Source organism: Promicromonospora sp. NPDC050249 (assembly GCF_040656015.1).
Taxonomy (GTDB): Bacteria; Actinomycetota; Actinomycetes; order Actinomycetales; family Cellulomonadaceae; genus Promicromonospora.
Map to the genome: position 1 here is coordinate 104,046 of NZ_JBFAKY010000010.1, position 21,947 is coordinate 125,992.

Here is a 21,947-nt window from a genome sequence, read left to right on the forward strand (position 1 = left end):
CACTTCTTCGCTTCCTACGCAGAACGGTGGAGGACGGACGGCGGGCCAGTCGCGCGCCCGGGTGCCCGGTCAGGCTCTCGGGCGGGTGCCCAGTCAGGCCTCGACGCCGGCGACAGGTCCGGCCGAGGCGGAGCCGGACGCCCTCACCATCGGACGGCGCATCCGGCACCTGCGGACCAGCAAGGGCATGACGCTCGACGACCTCGCTTCCGCGATCGACCGGGCGCCGTCCCAGGTCAGCACGCTGGAGAACGGCAAGCGGGAGCCCAAGTTCTCGCAGCTGCAGACCATCGCCCGGGCGCTCGGCGTCGGCGTGGACGACCTGCTCTCGGCCGAGGCGCCGTCGGAGCGCGACGGGCTGGAGATCGAGCTGGAGCGCGTGCAGCGCGGCCCGCTGTTCGCATCGCTCGGCATCGAGGGCGTGCGCATCGGCAAGTCGCTGCCCCACGACGCGCTCACGACCATCCTGGCGCTGCACCGCGAGCTCGAGCGGCTCCACACCGAGCGTGCGGCCACGCCGGAGGAGGCGCGCCGGGCCAACGGTGAGCTCCGGGACGACATGCGCGCCAAGGACAACTACCTGCCCGAGCTGGAGCAGGTCGCGAAGGAGCTGCTCGCCGACGTCGGGCACACGTCAGGCCCGCTGCCGCAGCGCATGGCGGCCGAGATCGCCGCGCACCTCGGCTTCACGCTGCACTACGTGAGCGACCTGCCGCACTCGACGCGTTCGGTGATCGACACCCGGAACCGGCGCCTCTACCTGCCGTCCAAGGGCTTCCGCGGTCGCTCCAACACCCGGTCGGCGCTGCTGCAGGCGCTCGCGTCGCACGTGCTGGACCACACCGAACCCGGCGACTACGGCGAGTTCCTGCGCCAGCGCGTTGAGGCGAACTACCTGGCGGCGGCCCTGATGGTTCCGGAAAAGCCGGGCGTGAAGTTCCTCCGTGACGCGAAGGACGAGCGCGCCATCGCCATCGAGGACCTGCGCGACGCCTTCGGGGTGTCGTTCGAGACCGCGGCGCACCGGTTCACCAACCTCGCGACCAGGCACCTCGGCATCCCCGTCCACTTCATGAAGGTCCACGAGTCCGGGATCCTGCACAAGGCGTACGAGAACGACGGCGTGCGGTTCCCCTCGGACGCGCTGGGCGCGGTCGAGGGCCAGCACGTGTGCAAACAGTGGACGGCGCGGCGCGTGTTCGACGTCGAGGACCGGTTCAACCCGTACGCGCAGTACACCGACACGACGTCCGGCACGTACTGGTGCACCTCGCGCGTCGAGAACACGGCGGACGGTGCGTTCTCGGTGTCGGTCGGCGTGCCGTTCGCGGACGTCAAGTGGTTCGAGGGGCGGGACACGACGGAGCGGACGGCCTCGCGCTGCCCCGACGAGTCGTGCTGCCGGCGTCCGCCCGAGGAGCTCTCCGCGAAGTGGGGCGACTTCGCCTGGCCCTCGGCGCGGCCTCACGCGTCGATGCTGGCGGCGATGCCCTCGGGGGCGTACCCGGGGGTGGAGACCACGGAGGTCTACCGGTTCCTGGAGCGGCACGCTCCGGAGGGCTGAGGGTGCCTACGACATAGGCGACATTTTAGTGGAGTCTGTGGTAATAAGTTGGTAAAATAAGGGTCTCTCTATGGGCAATGGGAGGCTCGATGGACACGAGGCAGATGGAGCCGGGTGACTTCGGGCGGATGGATGCGGCCCGCCACCAGCTCGTCCGAACCATCGAGAACTCCGCCCTGCACGTCCAGGATCACCTGGTCTGGGGTCAGTTCGCGGACGGGCTGATCCACACCAGACAGTTCGGCATCCACGGGACGAGCGCGGCGTGCGCGACCCTCGCCCGCCATGGACGTGCGCCGTGGCGGACGCTGGAGCTGCTGCCCGAGGCGGCTCTCGAGGACCCTTCGGTGCGGCTCTTCGACGAGACCGACCTCGTCATCACCCTCAAGGTGACGGCCATCGTCGAGGCTCTCGTCGACGCAGGTGCTCCGGACCTCGAGTCGCGACCTGTGGTCCGCCGTCTGGTGGACGGGATGCTCGACGGGCGCGGCTGGGGCTGGCACTCGATCCGGGTGGAGCCCGATCGTCCGCGTGTGCTCACGACGGCGCACGCCGTGGTCGTGCTCGGACGGATCCCGGGGTTGGTCGACTCGGAGGCGGTGCACCGTGCCGTGGAGTGGCTCGAGCAGGAACTGTTCGACAACGACCGGCTCAGGCCCCTGGAGAAGGCTTACGTCGCGATCGCCCTCGGCACGTTGCGCAGGGAGGGCTACTCGACGGAGAGCATCGACCGTGTGCTGCGCCTCACGGCTGCGGAGCTCCGCCATTGGCTCCGGGCCCAGCGCGGGCGCTCGATCGAGCACGTACCCCGGCTGTTCTTCGTGCCGAAGCCGAACGAGGTGCGCAACCACACGATGCTCTTCCCCGAGCGGGTGATCGTCGCTCATGCGCTGCTCGTCGCTGAACCGGAACGTATCAACGACCGATGTGTGCGCGATCTCGTGAGGCAGCTGTGCAACGACGTGTCGGTGCACGGAGGTCTGCGTGCGGAACACAGTGACCGCGTGTCCTTCGTCGACATCAACTGGCTCGACCGGTTCCTGGGCGAGGCTCAGATGGCGCGGGTGGCAACGGGCGTGGCCTTCGAGGACATGAAGCTGTTCAGCTGGTTTCGTCGGCTACCTTCGTCCACCGTGGCGATAGCTGGATGGTCGATCGTCACGGTCGCGACGACCTTCCTCGTCCTGACGTCAGGTCTTCCCGGCTGGGTCACGGCGGTGCTGACCACGGTGGCCAGCGTGGCAGCCGGCGTCGTCACGACCATCGTCCTGAACTGGACCGGCAGGGAGTGATGCAGGGAGTGATGCAGGGAGTGATGCACGGAGTGATGATGGCCCGTAGGCCCGGCCCGAGCGGGCCGCGGCGTGCTCTGTCAGGAGTGCCGCCATGGCCTGCCGGGGAGCGGTGACGCCGATCCGTCGGATCGGACCAGTCGCACCGCGTCGTGATCGGCCGCCGTCCCGAGACGAGTTGCGCCGGGGAATCGTTCCTCGGCGTCGGGCGCGGTCATCGCGCCGCCGTCCACCGTGAAGACCAGGCGAAAGTCCACGGATCCTCCGAAGGTCAGGTCCTCCACGGTGCGGCCCGTCACTGCGGACACCTGCTCGACCAGCGGCGAGACGGGTACGTTGTCGGCTTCGACGTCGAAGCCGACAGCACTCGCCTCGGCGATCTGTTCGATCGTGGCCTTGAGCCCGTCGGACGTGTCCTGGCAGCTCGTCACGACGCCCGACCTCGCGAGCGCGAGCCCGAGCTCGACCTCGGCACGGGGGCGGCGCCAGGACTCGCCGAGCGCCTGCTCGACGTCGTCGACCAGGCGGGCTCCACCGGCGGCCACCTGCTTGAAGTACTGTCGCGCGGCTTCGGCGATCCCTGTGTCACCGCTGATGAAGAGGTGGTCACCCGGTCGCGCACCGGACCGGAGCAGCGCAGTGCCCGGTTCGCTGACGCCCATGGCTGTGCCGGACAGGTAGAGGTCGTCAGCCGTGCCCGTGTCGCCGCCGACGATGCGGGTCCCATGGTGCCGGGCGGCATCGTCGGCGCCGCGCATCACCTCTTCGAACGCGGTGTTCGCGAAGTCCTGTGGGTAGCGGATCACTACGAGCACTCCGGTGGGCAGGCTGCCCATCGCGGCCACGTCGCTGATGTTGGCGACGACCAGGTAGTAGCCGAGGTCGCGGTACGACATCTGCCCGTTCTCGTACATCGAGAACCCGACGCCTCGGACGAAGTCGGTCCCGACCACCAGATCCATACCAGGCAGGGAGTAGACGGCACAGTCGTCGCGGGCGGACACGCCGGTGACCAGCGAGATCGATGCGCCGCCGGGGAGTGTGGCTGACCAGGCATCGCTGCGAAGCATCGCTGCGAGCCTGACTACGCGAGCAGGCTCGTCCAAAGGGCTCATGGTGGCATTGTTATGCAATGGCCAAGATGCTTGGCGTGTCAGCCATTGCCCCGGGCGCGTCACTCACAGTCCGTTCCAAGGCTGCGTCGACGTGCCCTGCGAACTCGTGTTGTCTGGTCATCGTCCGCTGGACCAGCTCGCCGCCGGCGTGAAGGGCCCAGTCCCAGTCCAGAGTGCTGACGGGAGAGCCCTTCACCCCCGCGGTGTACCGATATCCGACACTCCTTGTGTACTGCTGATAAGGCAGTGACGTCTCCAGCGAGTAGACCCACACGCGAGCCGGAGGGCTCGCCGGCGCGGGATCTTTTCCATGGTCGAGGTAGAGAAGATAGTTGCGTTCGCAATAGCGATCGTCAAGAGCGCGCATGTCGCTCAGACGACTTTTCCTGACATGCCCGGCCGCCATGGCTGGGCGGAGATCATCGTCGATGATCTCCTTGAGCTCGCATTCAAACGGAAGAAGGTGCCAGTGTGCGTGCTCGATGCAATCGTGCCGATGCCCCATGCCGCCCGAACCGTGCTCCAGGATCGTCAGACCGTCGCCCGGAAACGTCCTCAGGTACGCCTCGCGCACCGCGTCCACGTAGCGCCATCGTTCCTCGCTCCCGGCGAGTGCGGCAGCCATGGTCAAGTCGTGGCCTGATGCGATGAGCAGGAGGTGCCCGGCTTTCACCGGCGCGATGTCGGCATACACACCGAGCTCTGTTCCGGGATCCCCATGAAACTGCCTCGCGGCCAATCCCGGATCGCCACCCACAAGACCATCGTGTCCTATCTCGCAGAAATCGCAGTTCTCCGCGCGCGCGTTCGTCAACGCTCGCCTCCTATTTTGCACAAGCCGGATTCGTCGAAACGACGAGCCGATGTTAGTGCCGTCCGTCGACCTCCGGCAAGCAGCAGCCGTAATATTTCGGGCGCTCATTCGAGCTGAGATTAGAGCGCATTTATCACCCGGTCGATTTTGCGTGTGTTCACTCCCGGAATGTCCTGCACCCGCCATTCGCGGGAGCTCGCTTACACCCGACCGACGGGCCCCGCACGACGGAAGCCGGCCATCAGCGGCCCGTCGACAAACCCAGCATTCGGTCCCGCTCCTCCGCCATCTCCGCCAGCAGTGCCTGCACGACGGCGGCCACAGCGGGCCGCCGCCAGGACTCGCTGCGGACCACCGCCCAGTAGGGCAGACGTTCGGTCACCTCGTCGGGCAGGAGCCGGACGAGGTCGTCGTGCCGGTCGGCCATGAAGCAGGGCAGGAACCCGAGGCCCGCCCCGGCGCGGGTGGCCTCGACGTGCACGAACACGTTCGTCGAGGCCAGCGCGTCCTGCATGCCCGGCACGAGGCGGCGCGGTGCGTCGAGGTGGTTGACCTGGAGCATGGAGTCGATGAAGTAGACGAGCCCGTGCCGGGACATCTCGTCGACCGTGGCCGGTGTGCCGTGCCGCGCCAGGTAGTCGCGCGATCCGTACATCCCGAGCACGTACTCGCCGAGGCACACGGCTTTGGCGCGCTGCACGCTCGGTTCCCCGACGACGACGTCGATGTCGACCCCCGAACGGTGGTGGGTCGCCACGCGGGTGACGGTGACGAGCTCGACGGACAGCTCGGGGTGCTCGCCGCGCAGCCTGGCGATCGCCGGGGAGGCGATGTAGGCGCTGAACCCGTCGGTCGCCGTCATCCGCACGACGCCGGTGACGGGGTCGGCCTCGGTGTCACCGGCCACGAGCCGGTCGACCGCGTCCGACACCGCCTCGCCCGCGCGCGCCGCGCGGCGGCCGAGCGAGGTGAGCTCCCAGCCGTCTGCGCCGCGCACCAGGAGGCGGCCACCGAGGGAGCGCTCGAGCGCGGTGATGTTACGGGCCACGGTGGTGTGGTTGACGCCGAGGGCCTGCGCCGCCGTCGTGTACCGGCCCGTGCGCGCCACCTGCAGCAGCACGAGGAGCTGGTCGGCGACCTGACTGGCCGGCGGGTCGTTGCGGGCTGGCATGCGGCGACCGTACCAAGTGTGCATCCGTGCACACCTGGTCTGCCCACTTCGTCATTGCTCCGCACAGTGCTTCCCGGGAAAACTCTGGCGAGTCACACGTGGCAGGCCGCGCGGATCGCACCGGCCGGCCAGTACCCGTGTCAGAGTCGACACCTAGGAGCAGCATGTCTGCACAGCAGAGCACCCGCGCACCGGACGACCGGTCGCTGATCAGGCGCATCGTCGCCGCCTCGATGGCCGGCACCGTCGTCGAGTGGTACGACTTCTTCCTCTACGCGACCGCCTCGGCGCTCGTGTTCAACAAGGTCCTCATGCCCGAGACGGGTAACGAGTACGACGCGATCATCGCGGCCTTCGTGACCTACGCGGTCGGCTTCCTCGCCCGGCCGCTCGGCGGCGTGATCTTCGGCCACATCGGCGACAAGCTGGGGCGCAAGCACACCCTCCAGTTCACGATCCTGCTCATCGGCGTCGCCACCGTGCTCATGGGCTGCCTGCCCACGTTCCAGCAGGTCGGCTTCCTCGCCCCGGCGCTCCTGGTGATCCTGCGCTTCGTCCAGGGCGTCGCGCTCGGCGGCGAGTGGGGCGGCGCCGTCCTGCTCGTGGCGGAGCACAGCCGGGACGACGAGCGGGCTCGCTGGACGGCCTGGCCGCAGGCGGGCGTGCCCGCGGGCAACCTGCTCGCCACCGTCGTGCTCTACACGATGTCCGCCACCCTCACCGACGCCGCGTTCCTCTCCTGGGGCTGGCGCGTCGCGTTCTGGCTCTCCGCCGTGGTCATCGTCATCGGCTACTACGTGCGCACCCGGGTCTCGGACGCCCCCATCTACGAAGAGGCGAAGGCTGAGATCGACCAGGGCGTGAAGGGCTACGGCGTCTTCGAGGTGATCCGGCGCTACCCGCGCGGCGTGCTGACCGGCATGGGCCTGCGGTTCGCGGAGAACATCCTGTACTACCTGGTGGTGAGCTTCTCGATCGTCTATCTCGGCACCGCTCTCGGCATGGACACGACACGGATCCTCGGCGTCGTCGCGGCGGCGCACGCGTTCCACTTCGTCATGATCCTGGCCATTGGGCGCATCGCGGACAGCATCGGCCGCAGGCCCCTGTACATCGCCGGCGCGGTGCTCGGCGCCACCTGGTGCTGGTTCGCGTTCCCCGCGATGGACACCCGGAACACGTGGGTGATCCTCGCCGTCCTCATGGCCGGACTGCTGTTCCACGCCATGATGTACGCGGTGCAGCCGGCCATCATGTCGGAGATGTTCCCCACCCGGATGCGCTACTCCGGCGTCTCCATCAGCTACCAGGTCACCTCGATCGTGGCGGGCTCCCTCGCCCCGATCCTCGCTACCACCTGGCTCAAGAACACCGGCTCCTGGTGGCCCACCGCGGTCTACATGCTCGTAGCGGCTGCGATCACGCTGGTCGCGGCGCTCGCGCTGCGCGAGACCAGGGGCGCGTCGCTGCACGCCCTCGACGCCGAGGACCAGGCACGCGAACGGGCACTTGCGGAGGGCCGGTCTTGAGCTCGATCTTGGAGGGCCGCCGCGCCCTCGTGACCGGCGGCGCGAGCGGCATCGGCGCGGCGTGCGCCCGGGAGCTCGCGGCCCGTGGCGCGCACGTGACCGTGGCGGACGTCGACGGCGACGGCGCCAAGACGGTCGCCGAGGAGGTCGGCGGCGAGGCCTGGGTGGTGGACCTGTCCGACACCCAGGCGCTCGACTCCCTCCGCCTGGACACGGACGTGCTCGTGAACAACGCGGGCATCCAGCGGGTCAGTGCCATTCAGGACTTCGCGCCCGACGACTTCCGGCTGGTCCAGCGGATCATGCTGGAGGCCCCGTTCCTGCTGGTTCGGGCCGCGCTGCCCGGCATGTACGAACGGGGCTGGGGCCGGGTCGTGAACATCTCCTCGGTGCACGGGCTGGTCGCGTCGCCGTACAAGGCGGCGTACGTGGCGGCCAAGCACGGGCTCGAAGGGCTGTCGAAGGTGACGGCGCTGGAGGGTGGCGAGCACGGGGTCACGAGCGTCTGCGTGAACCCCGGCTACGTCCGCACGCCGCTGATCGAGAAGCAGGTCGCCCAGCAGGCGAAGGCGCACGGTATCCCGGAGTCGGAGGTGCTCGCGAAGGTCATGCTCGAGCAGGCGGCCGTGAAACGGCTGGTGGAACCCGAGGAGGTGGCCGCACTGGTCGGGTGGCTCACGGGTCCGGAGGCCGCCATGGTGTCCGGCGCGTCGTGGACCATCGACGGCGGATGGAGCGCGCGCTGACCGGGTGTGACACTGGCACATGGCACGACCTGCCGGCACTGGCCCGATGGAGGAGTCAACGATGACTGAAGTGGGTAGCACGGGGTTCGACAAGGTGGTCGCGAGCGCGGCCGAGGCGGTCGCCGACATACCGGACGGCGCGTCGCTCGCCGTGGGCGGGTTCGGCCTGTGCGGCAACCCGATCGCGCTGATCGAGGCCCTGCTCGCGCAGGGCACCGCCGGCCTGTCCGTGGTGAGCAACAACTGCGGCGTCGACGACTGGGGCCTCGGCGTGCTGCTGAACGCCCACCGCATCGCGAAGATGACCAGCTCATACGTGGGGGAGAACAAGGAGTTCGAGCGGCAGTTCCTGTCCGGGGAGCTCGAGCTGGAGCTCACCCCGCAGGGCACGCTGGCCGAGAAGCTCCGCGCCGGGGGCGCGGGCATCGCAGCCTTCTTCACCCGTACGGGCGTGGGCACCCAGGTGGCGGACGGCGGTCTCCCGCGCAAGTACGACGGCGCCGGCGGTATTGCCATCGCGTCGCCGGCCAAGGAGGTGCGCACGTTCGGGGACAGCACCGACGAGTACGTGCTGGAGGAGTCGATCAGCACCGACTACGCGCTGGTGCACGCGCTGCGCGGGGACCGGCACGGGAACCTGGTGTTCAACAAGTCGGCCCGCAACTTCTCGCCGCTCGCCGCGATGGCGGGGCGGGTGTGCATCGCCCAGGTCGAGGAGCTCGTCGAACCGGGGGAGATCGACCCGGACACCGTGCACCTGCCGGGGGTCTACGTGCACCGCGTGGTGCACGTCGGCACCGACATCGAGAAGCGGATCGAGCGGCGCACGGTGTCCACGCCGTCGTCCGCCACGCCGGACACGAAGGGGGCCTGAACCATGGCACTGACCCGACAGGAGATGGCCGCGCGCGCCGCGCGCGAGCTGACCGACGGCATGTACGTGAACCTGGGCATCGGGCTGCCGACGCTCGTGCCGAACTACGTGCCGGAGGGCCGGCACCTGGTGCTGCAGTCCGAGAACGGGATCCTCGGCGTGGGGCCGTACCCGACCGAGGACAAGGTGGACCCCGACCTGATCAACGCGGGCAAGGAGACGGTGACGCTCCTGCCGGGCTCGTCGATCTTCGACTCCGCGATGTCGTTCGGCATGATCCGTGGCGGCAAGATCGACGCCGCGATCCTTGGCGGCATGCAGGTCTCCGCCACGGGCGACCTGGCCAACTGGATGATCCCCGGCAAGATGGTCAAGGGCATGGGCGGCGCCATGGACCTGGTGCACGGCGCGGGGCGCGTGATCGTCCTCATGGAGCACGTGGCGCGTGACGGGTCGCCGAAGATCCTGCGCACCTGCTCGCTGCCGCTGACCGGCAAGGGCGTGGTGAACCGGATCATCACCGACCTGGCGGTGCTCGACGTGACACCGTCCGGTCTGGTGCTGCGCGAGCTCGCACCCGGGGTCACCGCCGACGAGGTGGTGGAGAAGACGGAGCCGGAGCTCACCGTGGAGCTCGTCGAGCCGATGGTGTGAGGGCTACGGGGTGCAGGGCACCGGGCGATACGCTGAAGTACGACGGCCAAAGGAGGTCTCATGACTGACCCGATCAACGCTCCGGCAAGCGCCACAAGCGCGGCCCCGGGTGCGGAGAACCGCGCTGACAAGACCAGCGCTCGGAACAACGCTCAGAGCAACAGGGCTGACGACGTGGTGATCGTCTCGGCGGCGCGGACGCCGCAGGGACGGCTGAAGGGCTCGCTGGCCACGCTGAGCGCGGTCGAGCTCGGCGCGGTAGCCGCGCGACGCGCCCTGGAGGGCGCCGGCCCGCTTGCCGCCGACGTCGACAAGGTGATCTTCGGCCAGGTGATCCAGGCGGGTGCCGGGCAGAACCCGGCCCGGCAGACGGCGGTCGCCGCAGGCGTCTCCTGGGACGTCCAGGCGGTCACCGTCAACAAGGTGTGTCTCTCGGGGCTGACGGCGATCATCGACGGCGCCCGGCTGCTGCGGACCGGCGAGGCCGCAGTGGTGCTGGTGGGCGGGCAGGAGTCGATGACGAACGCTCCGCACCTGCTGCCCGGCTCGCGGTTCGGCTTCGGCTACGGCCCGGCCGAGCTGCTGGACGCGACGGCGCACGACGCCCTGACCGATGCGTTCGACGGCGTCTCCATGGGCATCTCGACCGAGGACCACAACACCGGCTCGGTGTTCGTGTCGCGCGAGGAGCAGGACGCCATCGCGGCGGCCTCGCACCAGCGGGCCGCGGCTGCGTGGAAGGACGGGGTCTTCGAGGCGGAGCTCGCACCGGTCTCGGTGCCACAGCGCCGCGGCGAGCCGGTAGAGGTGCGCACCGACGAGGGCGTCCGACCCGACACCACGCCCGAGTCGCTGGCGAAGCTGCGCCCCGCGTTCGCGGGCGAGGGAACGCTCACGGCGGGCAACTCGTCACAGATCTCCGACGGCGCCTCGGCGCTCGTGCTCACCACCCGTGGCCGCGCGGAAGCGGCGGGGGTGCCGGTGCTCGCGACGGTTCGCGCGCACGGGCAGGTGGCAGGCCCGGACAACTCCCTGCACACCCAGCCGGCCCGGGCGATCGCCCAGGCCCTGGAGCGGGAGGGCTGGACGGCCGAGGATCTCGATGTCGTGGAGATCAACGAGGCGTTCGCCGTGGTGGTCGGGGTCTCGGCGAAGGCGCTGGGAGTTCCGCTGGACCGCGTCAACGTGCACGGCGGCGGGATCGCGCTGGGTCACCCCGTCGGGGCGTCCGGGGCCCGCATAGCGGTGCATGCGGCGCACGAGCTCGCGCGGCGCGGAGGTGGACGGGCCGCCGTCGGCCTGTGTGGTGGCGGAGGCCAGGGCGAGGCGCTCCTCCTCGAGCTCTGATGCCGAGATAGAACCAGGGCGAAGTAGAACTGTGGCGAAGTAGAGCTGGAGCGAGAAAGTCTGCTCTGGTTCTACTTCGCCACAGTTCTACTTCGGCGGGGTGGTCAGTGGGACTCGCGGTCCTTCGTGTCGCCGATGTAGCTGCGCACCTCGTCCGGCCGGCCGTCGAGGTTCATGTCGGCCGTGCGGGCCCGGCGGGCGTCCCAGCGCAGCGAGATCGCGCCGAGGATCGCGGCGAGCACCGAGGCGCCGAGGATCGCGATCTTCGCTCCGTCGGTGTGCTCCGAGTCCCCGAAGGACAGCTCGCTGATCAGCAGCGACACGGTGAACCCGATGCCGGCCAGCAGCCCGACCGGCAGCAGGTCGCGCACGCCGATGCCGTCGGGCAGGCGCAGAGGAGTGATCCGGGTGATCAGAGCCGTCGTCCCGAGCACGCCGAGGAGCTTGCCCAGCACCAGGCCGCCGGCTATCGCGGCGACGACCGGCTGGCCGATCACGGCGCCCGGCCCGTCGCCGTCGACCAGAGAGACGCCCGCGGCGAAGAAGGCGAACACGGGCAGCGCGATGCCGGAGGAGAGCGGCTTGAGCCGGTGCTCGTACTGGGTGGTGCGCGACGTGGCCTCCCCGTGCATGGCGAGCGCCGGGACGGTGAAGCCCAGCAGCACACCCGAGATGGTCGCGTGGACGCCGGAGGCATGCATCAGCGCCCACGCGACGACGGCGAGCGGCAGCAGCACGAACCACCGTGGCTTGCGCGACCGGACGTGCCACAGGAAGAGCGCGACGCAGGCCAGCGTGCCGAGCAGGGAGAGCCAGTGGATCTCGCTGGTGTAGAAGATCGCGATGACGACGATCGCGAGCAGGTCGTCCACGACGGCGAGCGTGAGCAGGAAGGTCCGGATCGCAGTCGGCAGCCCTCGGCCGAAGATGGCGAGCACACCCACCGCGAACGCGATGTCCGTGGCGGTGGGGATCGCCCAGCCCCGCAGGGCGCCAGGATCACCCAGGCTCAGGACGACGACGGCATAGATCAGGGCGGGGACGGCCATGCCGCCGACCGCCGCGATCATCGGCACGCCCGCTTCCTTCGGGTTGCGGAGGCTGCCGGCGACGAACTCCTGCTTCAGCTCGACACCGACCACGAAGAAGAAGATCGCGAGCAGGCCGTCCGCGGCCCAGGTGCTGAGGGACAGGTCCAGGTGGAGCGGCAGCGGCCCGATCGCAGCGGGACCGACCACCGTCGCGGACAGTGCCTGATAGGCGTCTCGCCAGGGGGAGTTCGCCCAGAGCAGGGCGAGGAGCGCGGCCCCGATCAGGAGCGCTCCGCCCGTGGTCTCGCGGGCGGCCCAGGTTCGGAGCCGCTGGATTCGGGCGGGGGCGACGGCGTCAGAGCTCAACGCGGGTCCTTTCGGCTTTGCGGATCGTCACAGAAGGACCGGTCGACCCGGTCCACGCCGACCAGACTTCCCGGCACACCCTGGACTTCACCCTACTCGGAGGCGAGCTCCGCGCAGGCCGCGCGCAGCCTGGTGATCGTGTTCCAGTTCCGGGCGGTGGTCGGCGTGCCCGCAGCCTGGTCGACGACCTTCGACGTGAGCTTGGACCGGCCGATCCCGTCCACGTAGTGCACGTACAGCACCCCCGCGCCGGTCGCGAGCAGCTCGCGGCCCGCGTTGGCCAGGTCGAGCCGGGCGATCCCCGCCTCGTCCAGGTCGCCGAACGGGACGTGCACCTGGAGCTGCGCGGGATGATCCCGCGCGGCGGCAGCGAAGGGGTTGGCTCGAGCTATCGCCTCCAGCTGCTCGGCGCTCAGGGCGACGGCGGCCACGTCCTGACCCAGCCGCTCGGTGAGGCAGCGCTGAACCAGGTGTCCGACGTCGGCTGCGGTGGACGCACCGGAGGTGCCCGGCGTGACCACGAGGTTGCCGCTGTTGAGGAGGGCGCGGGCGGCTCCGAGGCCGGCGTCGACGGCTGCGCCGATCAGGTCGGTGGACGTGACGCGCAGGCCGGGTCCGACGTTGACGGCGCGGAGCAGGACGGCGAAGGAATCCATGCGTCACATCCTGACGCCTCGGCGAGCCTTCCAGCGAGTTTTGCGATTTCTTGGGGTAATCGTCAACTTATTACCAACATGTGAACAGTTCGTGACAACTTGCGACCCGCCGGGGCGCGGCTCTGGTCATGGGATGGCAGTGCGCGTAGGTTCCCATTCAGGGACGGCACCCAGTCGCCCCTTCGGGAGGCCAACCTATGGAGTGCTCGCTCCGTGGAGAAGGGCCGGTCCCGGCTCTGTGCCACGACGCGGCATACCGAGTCGGTCATCCGGCCCATCCACCAGCCCCGGTTCGTCCGGGTCGGTTCCGCCGACAGGCGGTACTCGCCAGGTAGTGACGAGGCTGTCACGGCGCCTCGGCGCCGGAGGGAGAACCGCAGTGAGCCAATCCGCACACACCACCCGTCCGTCCGACCAGAGTGCCGACGCCGCTCCCGGCGCGGCAGGTGACGAACGTAGGACCTTCGTCATCGACACGTCTGTGCTGTTGAGTGATCCCAAGGCGATGTTGCGGTTCGCGGAGCACGATGTAGTACTCCCGATCGTCGTGATCACGGAGCTGGAGGGCAAGCGGCACCACGCCGAGCTCGGGTACTTCGCCCGGAGCGCCCTGCGGATGCTGGACGGGCTGCGCGTCCAGCACGGCCGCCTCGACGCCCCGGTCCCGGTGGGGGATTCCGGCGGCACGCTGCGGGTCGAGCTCAACCACGTGGACCCGACGGTCCTGCCCGCCGGCTTCCGGCTCGGCGACAACGACACCCGCATCCTCGCGGTGGCCGCCAACCTCGCGGCCGAGGGCAACAGCGTCACGGTGGTCTCCAAGGACCTGCCGATGCGGGTGAAGGCGTCCGCCGTCGGCCTGCAGGCCGAGGAGTACAAGGCCGAGCTCGCGGTGGACTCGGGCTGGACCGGGATGCGCGAGATCGACCTGTCCGACGAGCAGATGGGGGCTCTCTGGGACAACGACTCGGTCGAGATCGCGGCACTGGACCCGGCGACGGTCGAGGCGGCTTCGCCGCTGCTCGTGCACACGGGGATGGTGGTGCACTCGCCGGGCGGATCCGCGCTCGGCCGCGTGACGGCGGACAAGCGGGTGCAGCTGGTCCGCGGCGACCAGGAGGTGTTCGGGGTCCACGGGCGCTCGGCGGAGCAGCGTGTGGCCATCGACCTGCTGCTCGACCCGGACATCGGGATCGTCTCGCTCGGCGGCCGGGCCGGCACGGGCAAGTCTGCGCTCGCCCTGTGCGCCGGCCTGGAGTCCGTGCTGGAGCGGCAGAAGCACCGCAAGGTGGTCGTGTTCCGGCCGCTCTACGCGGTGGGCGGGCAGGAGCTGGGCTACCTCCCCGGGTCGGAGTCCGAGAAGATGAACCCGTGGGCGCAGGCCGTCTTCGACACCCTCGGGGCGCTGGTCTCGCCCGCGGTGGTGGAGGAGGTCATCGAGCGCGACATGCTTGAGGTGCTGCCGCTCACGCACATCCGCGGACGGTCCCTGCACGATGCGTTCGTCATCGTGGACGAGGCGCAGTCCCTCGAGCGGAACGTCCTGCTCACGGTGCTCTCGCGGATCGGCCAGGGCTCGCGCGTGGTGCTCACCCACGACGTCGCGCAGCGGGACAACCTGCGGGTGGGGCGGCACGACGGCGTCGCGGCGGTCATCGAGGCGCTCAAGGGCCACCCGCTCTTCGCGCACGTGACCCTCACCCGGTCCGAGCGCTCGCCGGTGGCGGCGCTGGTGACCGACATGCTGGAGCGGCTGGAGGTCTGACCCCCTCCTGCACGAAGACAGGCGCCCAGGTCACTCCGGTGACCTGGGCGCCTGTCGCGTTGCTGACTCCTGGTAACTCCTGGCACGGAAGAGGCGTGCCGCCGGACGGAACCCCCCAGCCCCGCAGTCCGGCGGTACGCCTCTTCGAGTGCAGGAGCGACACTAGCAGACTTAGGTAAGGCTAACCAAAGGATCTTGACGACCTTAGGCGACCTGTTTCCAGGGCGGCTGTCTCAATACGGGCGTTGTCTCGCTTGTCGGATATAGCATCAGGGCCATGCTGATTGCTGAAGACTTCCTGCTGCTCGCCGTCGACGACGAGACGGGCAAGACCGCCAACGTCGACAACCTGGGTGTTCGCCTCGCCGGCGCACTCCTCGCGGACCTCGCCGCCGCGAACAAGACCCTCATGCGGGGCGCGCCGGAGGCCGGCGCGACCAAGGAGGAGCGCGAGAAGGCCGGGGACGCCACGATCCTCGTCACCGACAACGCGCCCACCGGCCACGTGGCCCTCGACGCCGCCCTGCAGGCCGCGCTCGACGCGCCCGACGCGCCCGCGCGGAAGATCGTGGAGGCCATCTCCGAGAAGGCGGAGGAGAACCTCCTGACCGCCCTCGTCGAGCGCGGCGTTCTCGAGAAGGAAGAGACCAAGCTCTTCCGCATGCTCCCGATCACCCGCTGGCCGGCCGCGGACTCGAGCCACGAGACCGCGCTGCGCGCCAACCTGACGAAGGTTCTCGTCGAGGGCGCGGAGCCCGACGAGCGCACCGCCACCCTGATCTCCCTGCTGCACGGCTCGGGCCTCATCGGCGGCCTGGTCGGCAAGGAGCAGCGCAAGGCCGCCCAGGACCGCGCCGAGGAGATCGCCGGTAGCGAGTGGGGCGTCGCGACCGTCGCCACCCAGGTCGCCATCGCGGCCACGGTAGCCACCGTCGCCACCGTGGGTGTCGCCGCGGCGGCTTTCATCCTGCTGTCGAACGAGGCCGACAAGACCGCTGACGCCGCCGCGCCGGCCGCCGAGCCCGTCGAAGCCCCGGTTGTCTGACCTGCCGCGCGAGACCGCGAAGTAGAGCGCCTGTCCTGCTTCCGCACGGTGACACCGTGCGGAAGCGGGACAGGCGCTCTACTTCGCGGTCTCGAACATCAGGCCTGCGGCGGACGCGTCATCGACAGCACGTCGAGCGCGGTGTCGAGCTGCGCCTCGGTGACCTCGCCACGCTCGACGAAGCCGAGGTCGATCACTGCCTGCCGCACGGTGATGCCCTCCTTGACGGCGGTCTTCGCCACCTTCGCGGCGGCCTCGTAGCCGATCACGCGGTTCAGCGGCGTCACGATCGACGGGGACGACTCGGCGAGCGCGCGGGCACGCTCGACGTTCGCGGTGATGCCCACGATGGTCTTGTCCGCCAGCACGCGCGACGAGTTCGACAGCAGGCGGATCGACTCCAGCACACCCTGGGCGATCACCGGGATCTGCACGTTGAGCTCGAACGAGCCGGAGGCACCTGCCCACGCCACGGTCGCGTCGTTGCCGATGACGCGCGCGCACACCATGAGCACGGCCTCGGGGATCACGGGGTTGACCTTGCCCGGCATGATCGAGGAGCCCGGCTGCAGGTCGGGCAGCGCGATCTCGCCCAGGCCCGTGTTCGGGCCGGAACCCATCCAGCGCAGGTCGTTGCAGATCTTCGTCAGCGAGACCGCGATGGTGCGCAGCGCACCCGACAGCTCGACCAGGCCGTCACGGGCCGACTGCGCCTCGAAGTGGTCGCGGGCCTCGGTCAGCGGCAGGCCGGTGTCCTCGGCGAGCAGCGCGATGACCCGCTGCGGGAAGCCGGCCGGGGTGTTGATACCGGTGCCGACGGCGGTACCGCCCAGCGGCACCTCCGCGGCGCGTGGGAGCGCCGACTGCAGACGCTCGACGCCGTAGCGGACGGCGGCGGCGTACCCGCCGAACTCCTGGCCCAGCGTGACCGGGGTGGCGTCCATGAGGTGCGTGCGACCGGACTTCACGACCTCCGCGTACTCCACGGACTTCGCCTGGAGTGCGTCCGCCAGGTGGGTGAGCGCCGGGACCAGGTCGTTCACGACGCCAGAGGTCGCGGCGACGTGCACCGAGGTCGGGAAGACGTCGTTCGACGACTGCGACGCGTTGACGTGGTCGTTCGGGTGCACGTCCTTGCCGAGCGCGGCGGTGGCGAGCGTCGCGAGGACCTCGTTGGTGTTCATGTTCGACGACGTGCCCGAGCCGGTCTGGAAGACGTCGATCGGGAAGTGGCTGTCGTACTTGCCGGAGGCGACCTCGTCAGCGGCGGCGACGATCGCCTCGGCGATGTCCTTGTCGAGCACGCCGAGCTCCGCGTTCGCGGTGGCGGCGGCCTTCTTCACGCGGGCAAGGGCCTCGATGTGAGAACGCTCAAGAGGCGTGCCGGAGATCGGGAAGTTCTCGACGGCACGCTGGGTCTGGGCGCGGTAGAGGGCGTTCTTCGGGACGCGCACCTCACCCATGGTGTCGTGCTCGATACGGAACTCGGTGTCGCCGGACGGGACGACGGTGTCAGCAGTCATGGTTCTATCGTGCCGCAGCCGCGCCCCGCCGACGCACCTGAGCACGTGACTCGTGTCACCCCGGCCGCCGCGCTCCCGTCAGTCGCCCTGGGGCAGGGCCGCCGGCACCTCGCCGACGTCCCCGATCGCGTTGACCATGCGTGCGCTGCCCTCCGCGAGGTCGTACTCGAGACCGACCACCGCGCACCTGCCCTCCTCGACCGCCTTGGCCAGGCCTGCCGAGTAGCTGTGCAGCATCCCGACGGTGTGCTTCACGTGCTCGCGGCGCAGGACGTTCTGGTCGGACAGGGCGTCCATGGCCTTGGCCGGGTCACCCGAGGTGATGTTGACGATCGACGGGATCACGCGGTCCACCACGGCACGCACGAACCCGCCGGGCTGCTCACCCGTCGCGAGCGTGTGCGCGGCGGCGGCCACGGCACCGCAGGAGTCGTGCCCCAGCACCACGACGAGGGACGCGCCGAGCACGTCGACCCCGTACTCGATGGAGCCGATCACCGTGGTGTCCACGACGTGTCCGGCGGTGCGGACCACGAAGACGTCGCCGAGGCCCTGGTCGAAGATGATCTCCGCGGCGACCCGGGAGTCCGAGCAACCGAAGATCACCGTGTGCGGGTGCTGCGCGGCCTGCAGCTCCCGGCGCCGGGCGGCACCCTGCGACGGGTGGGCCGGAGCGTCCGCGACGAAACGGTCGTTGCCGGAACGCAGCAGCGCATAGGCGTCACGCGGGCTGAGCCGCTCTGGTGCCTCGTTCATCGGTACTGCGGTCATCGGCTTACCTCCTCACGGCGAGGCGGGTTGGCTCCCGCCCGGGACACGGTGATGGCCGCGACGGCGCAGCAGCGGTCCAGGACCTGCTGCACGGTCGCGAGATCGACGGCGTTGAGCGCTCCGCGCCGGTCGGCGCCGAGCAGGTCGTGCTCCCACAGGCCGTCGATGAGCGCACCCATGAACGAGTCGCCGGCACCCACGGTGTCGACCACCTCCACCCGCGGGGCGACCGCCTCGACCGCACCGGCGTCGGACACCGCTACCGCGCCCTTGCCGCCGAACGTGACCACCACCAGGGCGGGCGTGCCGCGCTGCCAGTCGCGTGCGACGGCGACGGGGTCGGTGCCGGGGTAGAGCCAGCCCAGGTCCTCGTCGCTCACCTTCACCACGTCGGAGAGCTGCACGAGCGCCTCGACGCGGGGCCGTACGTCCTCGGGAGCGCCCATGATCGCGGGCCGCGCGTTCGGGTCGTACGTGGTGGTCGACGTCGTCCGCGCCGCCTCGAGGACCTGCCGCACCTCGGTGGCGCCCGGTTCGAGGATCGCAGCGATCGAGCCGGTGTGGACCGCGAGGGCAGCGCTGCCGCCGACCTGAGCGCTCGGCTCGGCGCTGGTGTCAGCACCTGGCAGAGCCGCGGCGGGGACGCGCCACGCCAGATCGAAGTCGTAGGTGGCGGAGCCGCTCTCGTCCAGCTTGGCGACCGCGACGCTGGTGCGCTCCGCCCCGTCGCTGCCCGGCACGAGCGTGACACCGGAGTCGGCGAGCCACGTGCGCACCAGGTCGCCCCGTGCATCGGCGCCGAGCCAGGTCGCGAGCCGCACCTCCCGGCTCAGGCGGCCCAGCGTGAGCGCGACGTTGGCGATGCTTCCCCCGGGGTGTTCGGCGGACGAGCCGTCGGGCCGGTGCACCTCGTCCACGAGGGCCTCGCCCACGGCGAGGACGTACGGGCTCACTCGGCCTCCTCCGGCGACTCGGCCGACGAGACCGACCCCTGCTGCGCGGCGGCGAGGCGCTCGCGGGCGCCGTCGAGCCATTCCTGGCAGCGTGCGGCCAGGGCCTCGCCGCGCTCCCAGAGCGCGAGCGACGCCTCCAGCGGCTCGCCGCCGGTCTCCAGGCGGCCGACCACCTGCACGAGCTCGTCGCGCGCCTGCTCATAGCTGAGCGTCGCGACGTCGGGAGCGTTCCTCACCGGATCGGTTCCGGTCGCAGCATCTGTACTCACGGGAGACAGTCAACAGCACGCCACCGACATCTGCGGAGTCCGTCCACAGGAATGAGTTTGGCTCCGGCGGGTTCGACGTCGGACCATGGTGACCCATGGGCCATCTCGAAGTCGCGCACGTCGAATACCACCTGCCGGATGGCCGGACGTTGCTGGGGGACGTCTCCTTCCGCGTGGGCGAGCGGAGTGCGACGGCGATCGTCGGTCCGAACGGTGCGGGCAAGACCACTCTGCTGCGCATCATCACCGGTGAGCTGGCGCCGCACGCCGGTTCCGTGGCAGTCAGTGGCGGGCTCGGCGTCATGCGCCAGTTCGTCGGCTCCGTGCGGGACGAGACCACCGTGCGCGATCTGCTGGTGTCCGTGTCGGCGCCCCGGCTGCGCGAGGTCGCGCGCGCCGTCGACGAGGCCGAGCACAGGATGCTGACGGTCGACGACGAGGCCGCCCAGATGGCGTACGCGCAGGCGCTCTCGGACTGGGCGGAGGTGCGCGGCTACGAGGCGGAGACGCTGTGGGACGTCTGCACCATGGCCGCGCTCGGCATGCCGTACGACCGGGTGCAGTTCCGCGAGGTGCGGACGATGTCGGGCGGTGAGCAGAAGCGGCTCGTGCTGGAGGCGCTGCTGCGCGGCACCGACGAGGTGCTGCTGCTCGACGAGCCGGACAACTACCTGGACGTCCCGGGCAAGCGCTGGCTGGAGGAGCAGCTCAAGGCCACCAAGAAGACCATCCTGTTCGTGTCGCACGACCGGGAGCTGCTGTCGCGGTCGGCGGACCGGATCGTGTCGCTGGAGCCGAGCCCCGCGGGCGCCGACGCCTGGGTGCACGGCGGCGGGTTCTCCACCTTCCACGACGCCCGGCGCGAGCGGTTCGCGCGGTTCGAGGAGCTGCGCCGCCGCTGGGACGAGAAGCATGCCCAGCTCAAGAAGCTGGTCCTGACGCTCCGGAACCAGGCAGCGAGCAGCCCCGACATGGCCTCGCGCTACCACGCGGCGCAGACGAGGCTGCGGAAGTTCGAGGAGGTCGGCCCGCCGCCCGAGCCGCCGCGCGAGCAGGACATCACGATGAACCTGCGGGGCGGGCGCACGGGGCTGCGGGCCGTGACCTGCGAGGGGCTGGAGCTCACCGGGCTCATGAAGCCGTTCGACCTGGAGGTCTTCTACGGCGAGCGGGTGGCTGTGCTGGGCTCGAACGGCTCCGGCAAGTCGCACTTCCTGCGGCTGCTCGCGGGCGGCGACGTCGCGCACACCGGCTCGTGGAAGCTCGGGGCGCGGGTGGTCGCCGGCCACTTCGCGCAGACGCACGCGCACCCTGAGCTGTTCGGCCGGGCGCTGCTCGACATCCTGTGGGAGGACCACGCGCAGGACAAGGGCAAGGCGATGGCACGGCTGCGGCGCTACGAGCTCACCGAGGCGGCTGACCGGCCCTTCGACCGGCTGTCCGGCGGGCAGCAGGCGCGGTTCCAGATCCTGCTGCTCGAGCTCGCCGGCTCGACGGCGCTCCTGCTCGACGAGCCGACCGACAACCTCGACCTCGAGTCGGCCGAGGCGCTGCAGGACGGCCTGGAGTCGTTCGACGGGACGGTGCTGGCCGTGACGCACGACCGCTGGTTCGCGCGCTCGTTCGACCGGTACCTCGTCTTCGGGTCCGACGGCGTCGTGCGCGAGACCTCGGAGCCCGTGTGGGACGAGCGACGGGTCGAGCGGGAACGGTAGGCGGGTTCAGGCGGGCGCGACGCCGTGCTCGGCGAGCCGTTCCAGCAGGACGTCGTGCCCTTCCTTGAGGCGCCACTGCACCGCGGCCATCCCGGTCGACCGGGCGCCGGTCACGTTGGGGGAGTGGTCGTCGATGAAGAGGATCTCCGCCGGCTCTGCCCCGATCCGGGTCGCGGCCTTCTGGAAGAACGCGGCGTCCGGCTTGGCCACCCCGAGGTCGCAGGAGTAGAGCTTGACGTCGAACAGCTCGTCGTAGGGCAGGTTGGCCCGCATGTACTCGGCCCGACGCCGGACCTGGTTGGTGCCGAGGTGCACGCCATATCCGGCGTCGCGCAGCCCACGGACCAGGTCCAGCGAGGCCGGTGACGTGGCGATGTTCAGCCAGACGGCCGCGAACAGGTCGGCGGCCGGCACATCGACGTCGTACTGCCGCAGGACGTCCGCGAGAACCGGCAGGAAGTCGTCGTCGCCCCCCAGCAGCGGGCGCTCGTAGGTCGAGGCGAGGGTCAGGATCTCGGGGGCGCGCTCACCGAGCATCGGCGCGGCCGAGGCGTAGAAACCGTCTCGGATCTCCTGGAGCACGCCGTCGGCGTCGAAGAGTACGTGTCGGATGGTCGTCACCAGCGAACCGTAACGGTCCCGCGCCCGGCGGCAGAGGCGCGCGCCGCACCGCGCCCGGTGCTGCCCGTCACAGATCCGTGGGTCTCCCGGTCGAACTCATGACGGGCCGTCCGGCTCGTCGAGAAC

20 protein-coding genes are annotated in these 21,947 nt (G+C 70.1%); 10 read left to right on the forward strand and 10 right to left on the reverse strand.

The features are described 5' to 3' along the window. The first annotated feature begins 85 nt into the window (after positions 1 to 85). Both AB0I32_RS10570 and AB0I32_RS10575 read left to right on the forward strand, forming a co-directional pair. Positions 86 to 1,564 (forward strand): helix-turn-helix domain-containing protein, encoded by a 1,479-nt coding sequence (locus AB0I32_RS10570; protein ID WP_357505581.1) that lies wholly within the window; start codon positions 86 to 88, stop codon positions 1,562 to 1,564. A gap of 89 nt (positions 1,565 to 1,653) precedes the next feature. Beyond that, the gene (locus AB0I32_RS10575; RefSeq protein ID WP_357505583.1) at positions 1,654 to 2,856 is read left to right on the forward strand and encodes a hypothetical protein; all 1,203 of its coding nucleotides are present in this window, start codon (positions 1,654 to 1,656) and stop codon (positions 2,854 to 2,856) included. A gap of 80 nt (positions 2,857 to 2,936) precedes the next feature. On the opposite strand, the gene thiL is transcribed toward AB0I32_RS10575, so the two are convergent. The 3 genes from thiL to AB0I32_RS10590 form a co-directional block, all read right to left on the reverse strand. Continuing rightward, entirely contained in the window at positions 2,937 to 3,926 is a 990-nt protein-coding gene (gene thiL / locus AB0I32_RS10580) for a thiamine-phosphate kinase (protein ID WP_357505585.1), read from the reverse strand. 55 nt (positions 3,927 to 3,981) lie between these two features. Continuing rightward, positions 3,982 to 4,785: a hypothetical protein gene (locus AB0I32_RS10585; protein ID WP_357505587.1), complete on the reverse strand. Its 804-nt coding sequence runs from the start codon at positions 4,783 to 4,785 to the stop codon at positions 3,982 to 3,984. Positions 4,786 to 5,026: 241 nt separating this feature from the next. After that, entirely contained in the window at positions 5,027 to 5,956 is a 930-nt protein-coding gene (locus AB0I32_RS10590) for a LysR family transcriptional regulator (RefSeq protein ID WP_357505589.1), read from the reverse strand. Positions 5,957 to 6,120: 164 nt separating this feature from the next. On the opposite strand from AB0I32_RS10590, the gene AB0I32_RS10595 reads away from it, so the two are divergent. The 5 genes from AB0I32_RS10595 (at position 6,121) to AB0I32_RS10615 (ending at position 11,106) form a co-directional block, all read left to right on the forward strand. Continuing rightward, positions 6,121 to 7,485 carry an MFS transporter gene (locus AB0I32_RS10595; protein ID WP_357505591.1) on the forward strand — a complete coding sequence of 455 codons (1,365 nt, stop codon included), beginning with the start codon at positions 6,121 to 6,123 and terminating at the stop codon, positions 7,483 to 7,485. After that, positions 7,482 to 8,231 (forward strand): 3-hydroxybutyrate dehydrogenase, encoded by a 750-nt coding sequence (locus AB0I32_RS10600; protein ID WP_357505593.1) that lies wholly within the window; start codon positions 7,482 to 7,484, stop codon positions 8,229 to 8,231. Before AB0I32_RS10595 ends, AB0I32_RS10600 begins: the two co-directional genes overlap by 4 nt. A gap of 61 nt (positions 8,232 to 8,292) precedes the next feature. After that, on the forward strand, positions 8,293 to 9,105 hold the full coding sequence (locus AB0I32_RS10605; protein WP_357505595.1) for a CoA transferase subunit A: 813 nt from the start codon (positions 8,293 to 8,295) through the stop codon (positions 9,103 to 9,105). A gap of 3 nt (positions 9,106 to 9,108) precedes the next feature. Continuing rightward, positions 9,109 to 9,759: a CoA transferase subunit B gene (locus AB0I32_RS10610; protein WP_357505597.1), complete on the forward strand. Its 651-nt coding sequence runs from the start codon at positions 9,109 to 9,111 to the stop codon at positions 9,757 to 9,759. 174 nt (positions 9,760 to 9,933) lie between these two features. After that, positions 9,934 to 11,106, forward strand: coding sequence for an acetyl-CoA C-acyltransferase (locus tag AB0I32_RS10615; RefSeq protein ID WP_357505722.1), 1,173 nt, complete (start codon positions 9,934 to 9,936; stop codon positions 11,104 to 11,106). 104 nt (positions 11,107 to 11,210) lie between these two features. Here AB0I32_RS10615 and nhaA read toward each other — a convergent pair whose 3' ends face one another. Together nhaA and AB0I32_RS10625 are read right to left on the reverse strand one after the other, a co-directional pair. Beyond that, positions 11,211 to 12,503 carry a Na+/H+ antiporter NhaA gene (nhaA, locus tag AB0I32_RS10620; protein WP_357505599.1) on the reverse strand — a complete coding sequence of 431 codons (1,293 nt, stop codon included), beginning with the start codon at positions 12,501 to 12,503 and terminating at the stop codon, positions 11,211 to 11,213. Between the two features lie 92 nt (positions 12,504 to 12,595). Continuing rightward, entirely contained in the window at positions 12,596 to 13,159 is a 564-nt protein-coding gene (locus AB0I32_RS10625) for a DUF1697 domain-containing protein (protein ID WP_357505601.1), read from the reverse strand. A gap of 469 nt (positions 13,160 to 13,628) precedes the next feature. Here AB0I32_RS10625 and AB0I32_RS10630 point away from each other — a divergent pair, with 469 nt between their 5' ends. Both AB0I32_RS10630 and AB0I32_RS10635 read left to right on the forward strand, forming a co-directional pair. Continuing rightward, a complete protein-coding gene (locus AB0I32_RS10630) occupies positions 13,629 to 14,924 on the forward strand; it encodes a PhoH family protein (RefSeq protein ID WP_357505724.1) in 1,296 nt (431 codons plus the stop codon). 277 nt (positions 14,925 to 15,201) lie between these two features. Next, positions 15,202 to 15,969: a GPP34 family phosphoprotein gene (locus AB0I32_RS10635; RefSeq protein WP_357505604.1), complete on the forward strand. Its 768-nt coding sequence runs from the start codon at positions 15,202 to 15,204 to the stop codon at positions 15,967 to 15,969. Between the two features lie 98 nt (positions 15,970 to 16,067). Here the strand turns inward: AB0I32_RS10635 and AB0I32_RS10640 are convergent, their stop codons facing one another. From AB0I32_RS10640 to AB0I32_RS10655, 4 genes are all read right to left on the reverse strand, one after another. Then, positions 16,068 to 17,492 carry a class II fumarate hydratase gene (locus tag AB0I32_RS10640; RefSeq protein WP_357505606.1) on the reverse strand — a complete coding sequence of 475 codons (1,425 nt, stop codon included), beginning with the start codon at positions 17,490 to 17,492 and terminating at the stop codon, positions 16,068 to 16,070. Between the two features lie 78 nt (positions 17,493 to 17,570). Then, positions 17,571 to 18,263 carry a carbonic anhydrase gene (locus AB0I32_RS10645; RefSeq protein ID WP_357505608.1) on the reverse strand — a complete coding sequence of 231 codons (693 nt, stop codon included), beginning with the start codon at positions 18,261 to 18,263 and terminating at the stop codon, positions 17,571 to 17,573. Next, positions 18,260 to 19,216 carry a carbohydrate kinase gene (locus AB0I32_RS10650; protein ID WP_357505610.1) on the reverse strand — a complete coding sequence of 319 codons (957 nt, stop codon included), beginning with the start codon at positions 19,214 to 19,216 and terminating at the stop codon, positions 18,260 to 18,262. The genes AB0I32_RS10645 and AB0I32_RS10650 overlap by 4 nt, the downstream gene beginning before the upstream one ends. Next, positions 19,213 to 19,494: an exodeoxyribonuclease VII small subunit gene (locus AB0I32_RS10655; protein ID WP_357505725.1), complete on the reverse strand. Its 282-nt coding sequence runs from the start codon at positions 19,492 to 19,494 to the stop codon at positions 19,213 to 19,215. Before AB0I32_RS10655 ends, AB0I32_RS10650 begins: the two co-directional genes overlap by 4 nt. 86 nt (positions 19,495 to 19,580) lie before the next feature. Between AB0I32_RS10655 and AB0I32_RS10660 the strand changes: the two genes are divergently transcribed. Continuing rightward, positions 19,581 to 21,200, forward strand: a complete 1,620-nt coding sequence (locus AB0I32_RS10660) for an ATP-binding cassette domain-containing protein (protein ID WP_357505612.1) — start codon at positions 19,581 to 19,583, stop codon at positions 21,198 to 21,200. Positions 21,201 to 21,206: 6 nt separating this feature from the next. On the opposite strand, the gene AB0I32_RS10665 is transcribed toward AB0I32_RS10660, so the two are convergent. Next, a complete protein-coding gene (locus tag AB0I32_RS10665; protein ID WP_357505614.1) occupies positions 21,207 to 21,821 on the reverse strand; it encodes an HAD-IA family hydrolase in 615 nt (204 codons plus the stop codon). Positions 21,822 to 21,947: the final 126 nt, after the last annotated feature.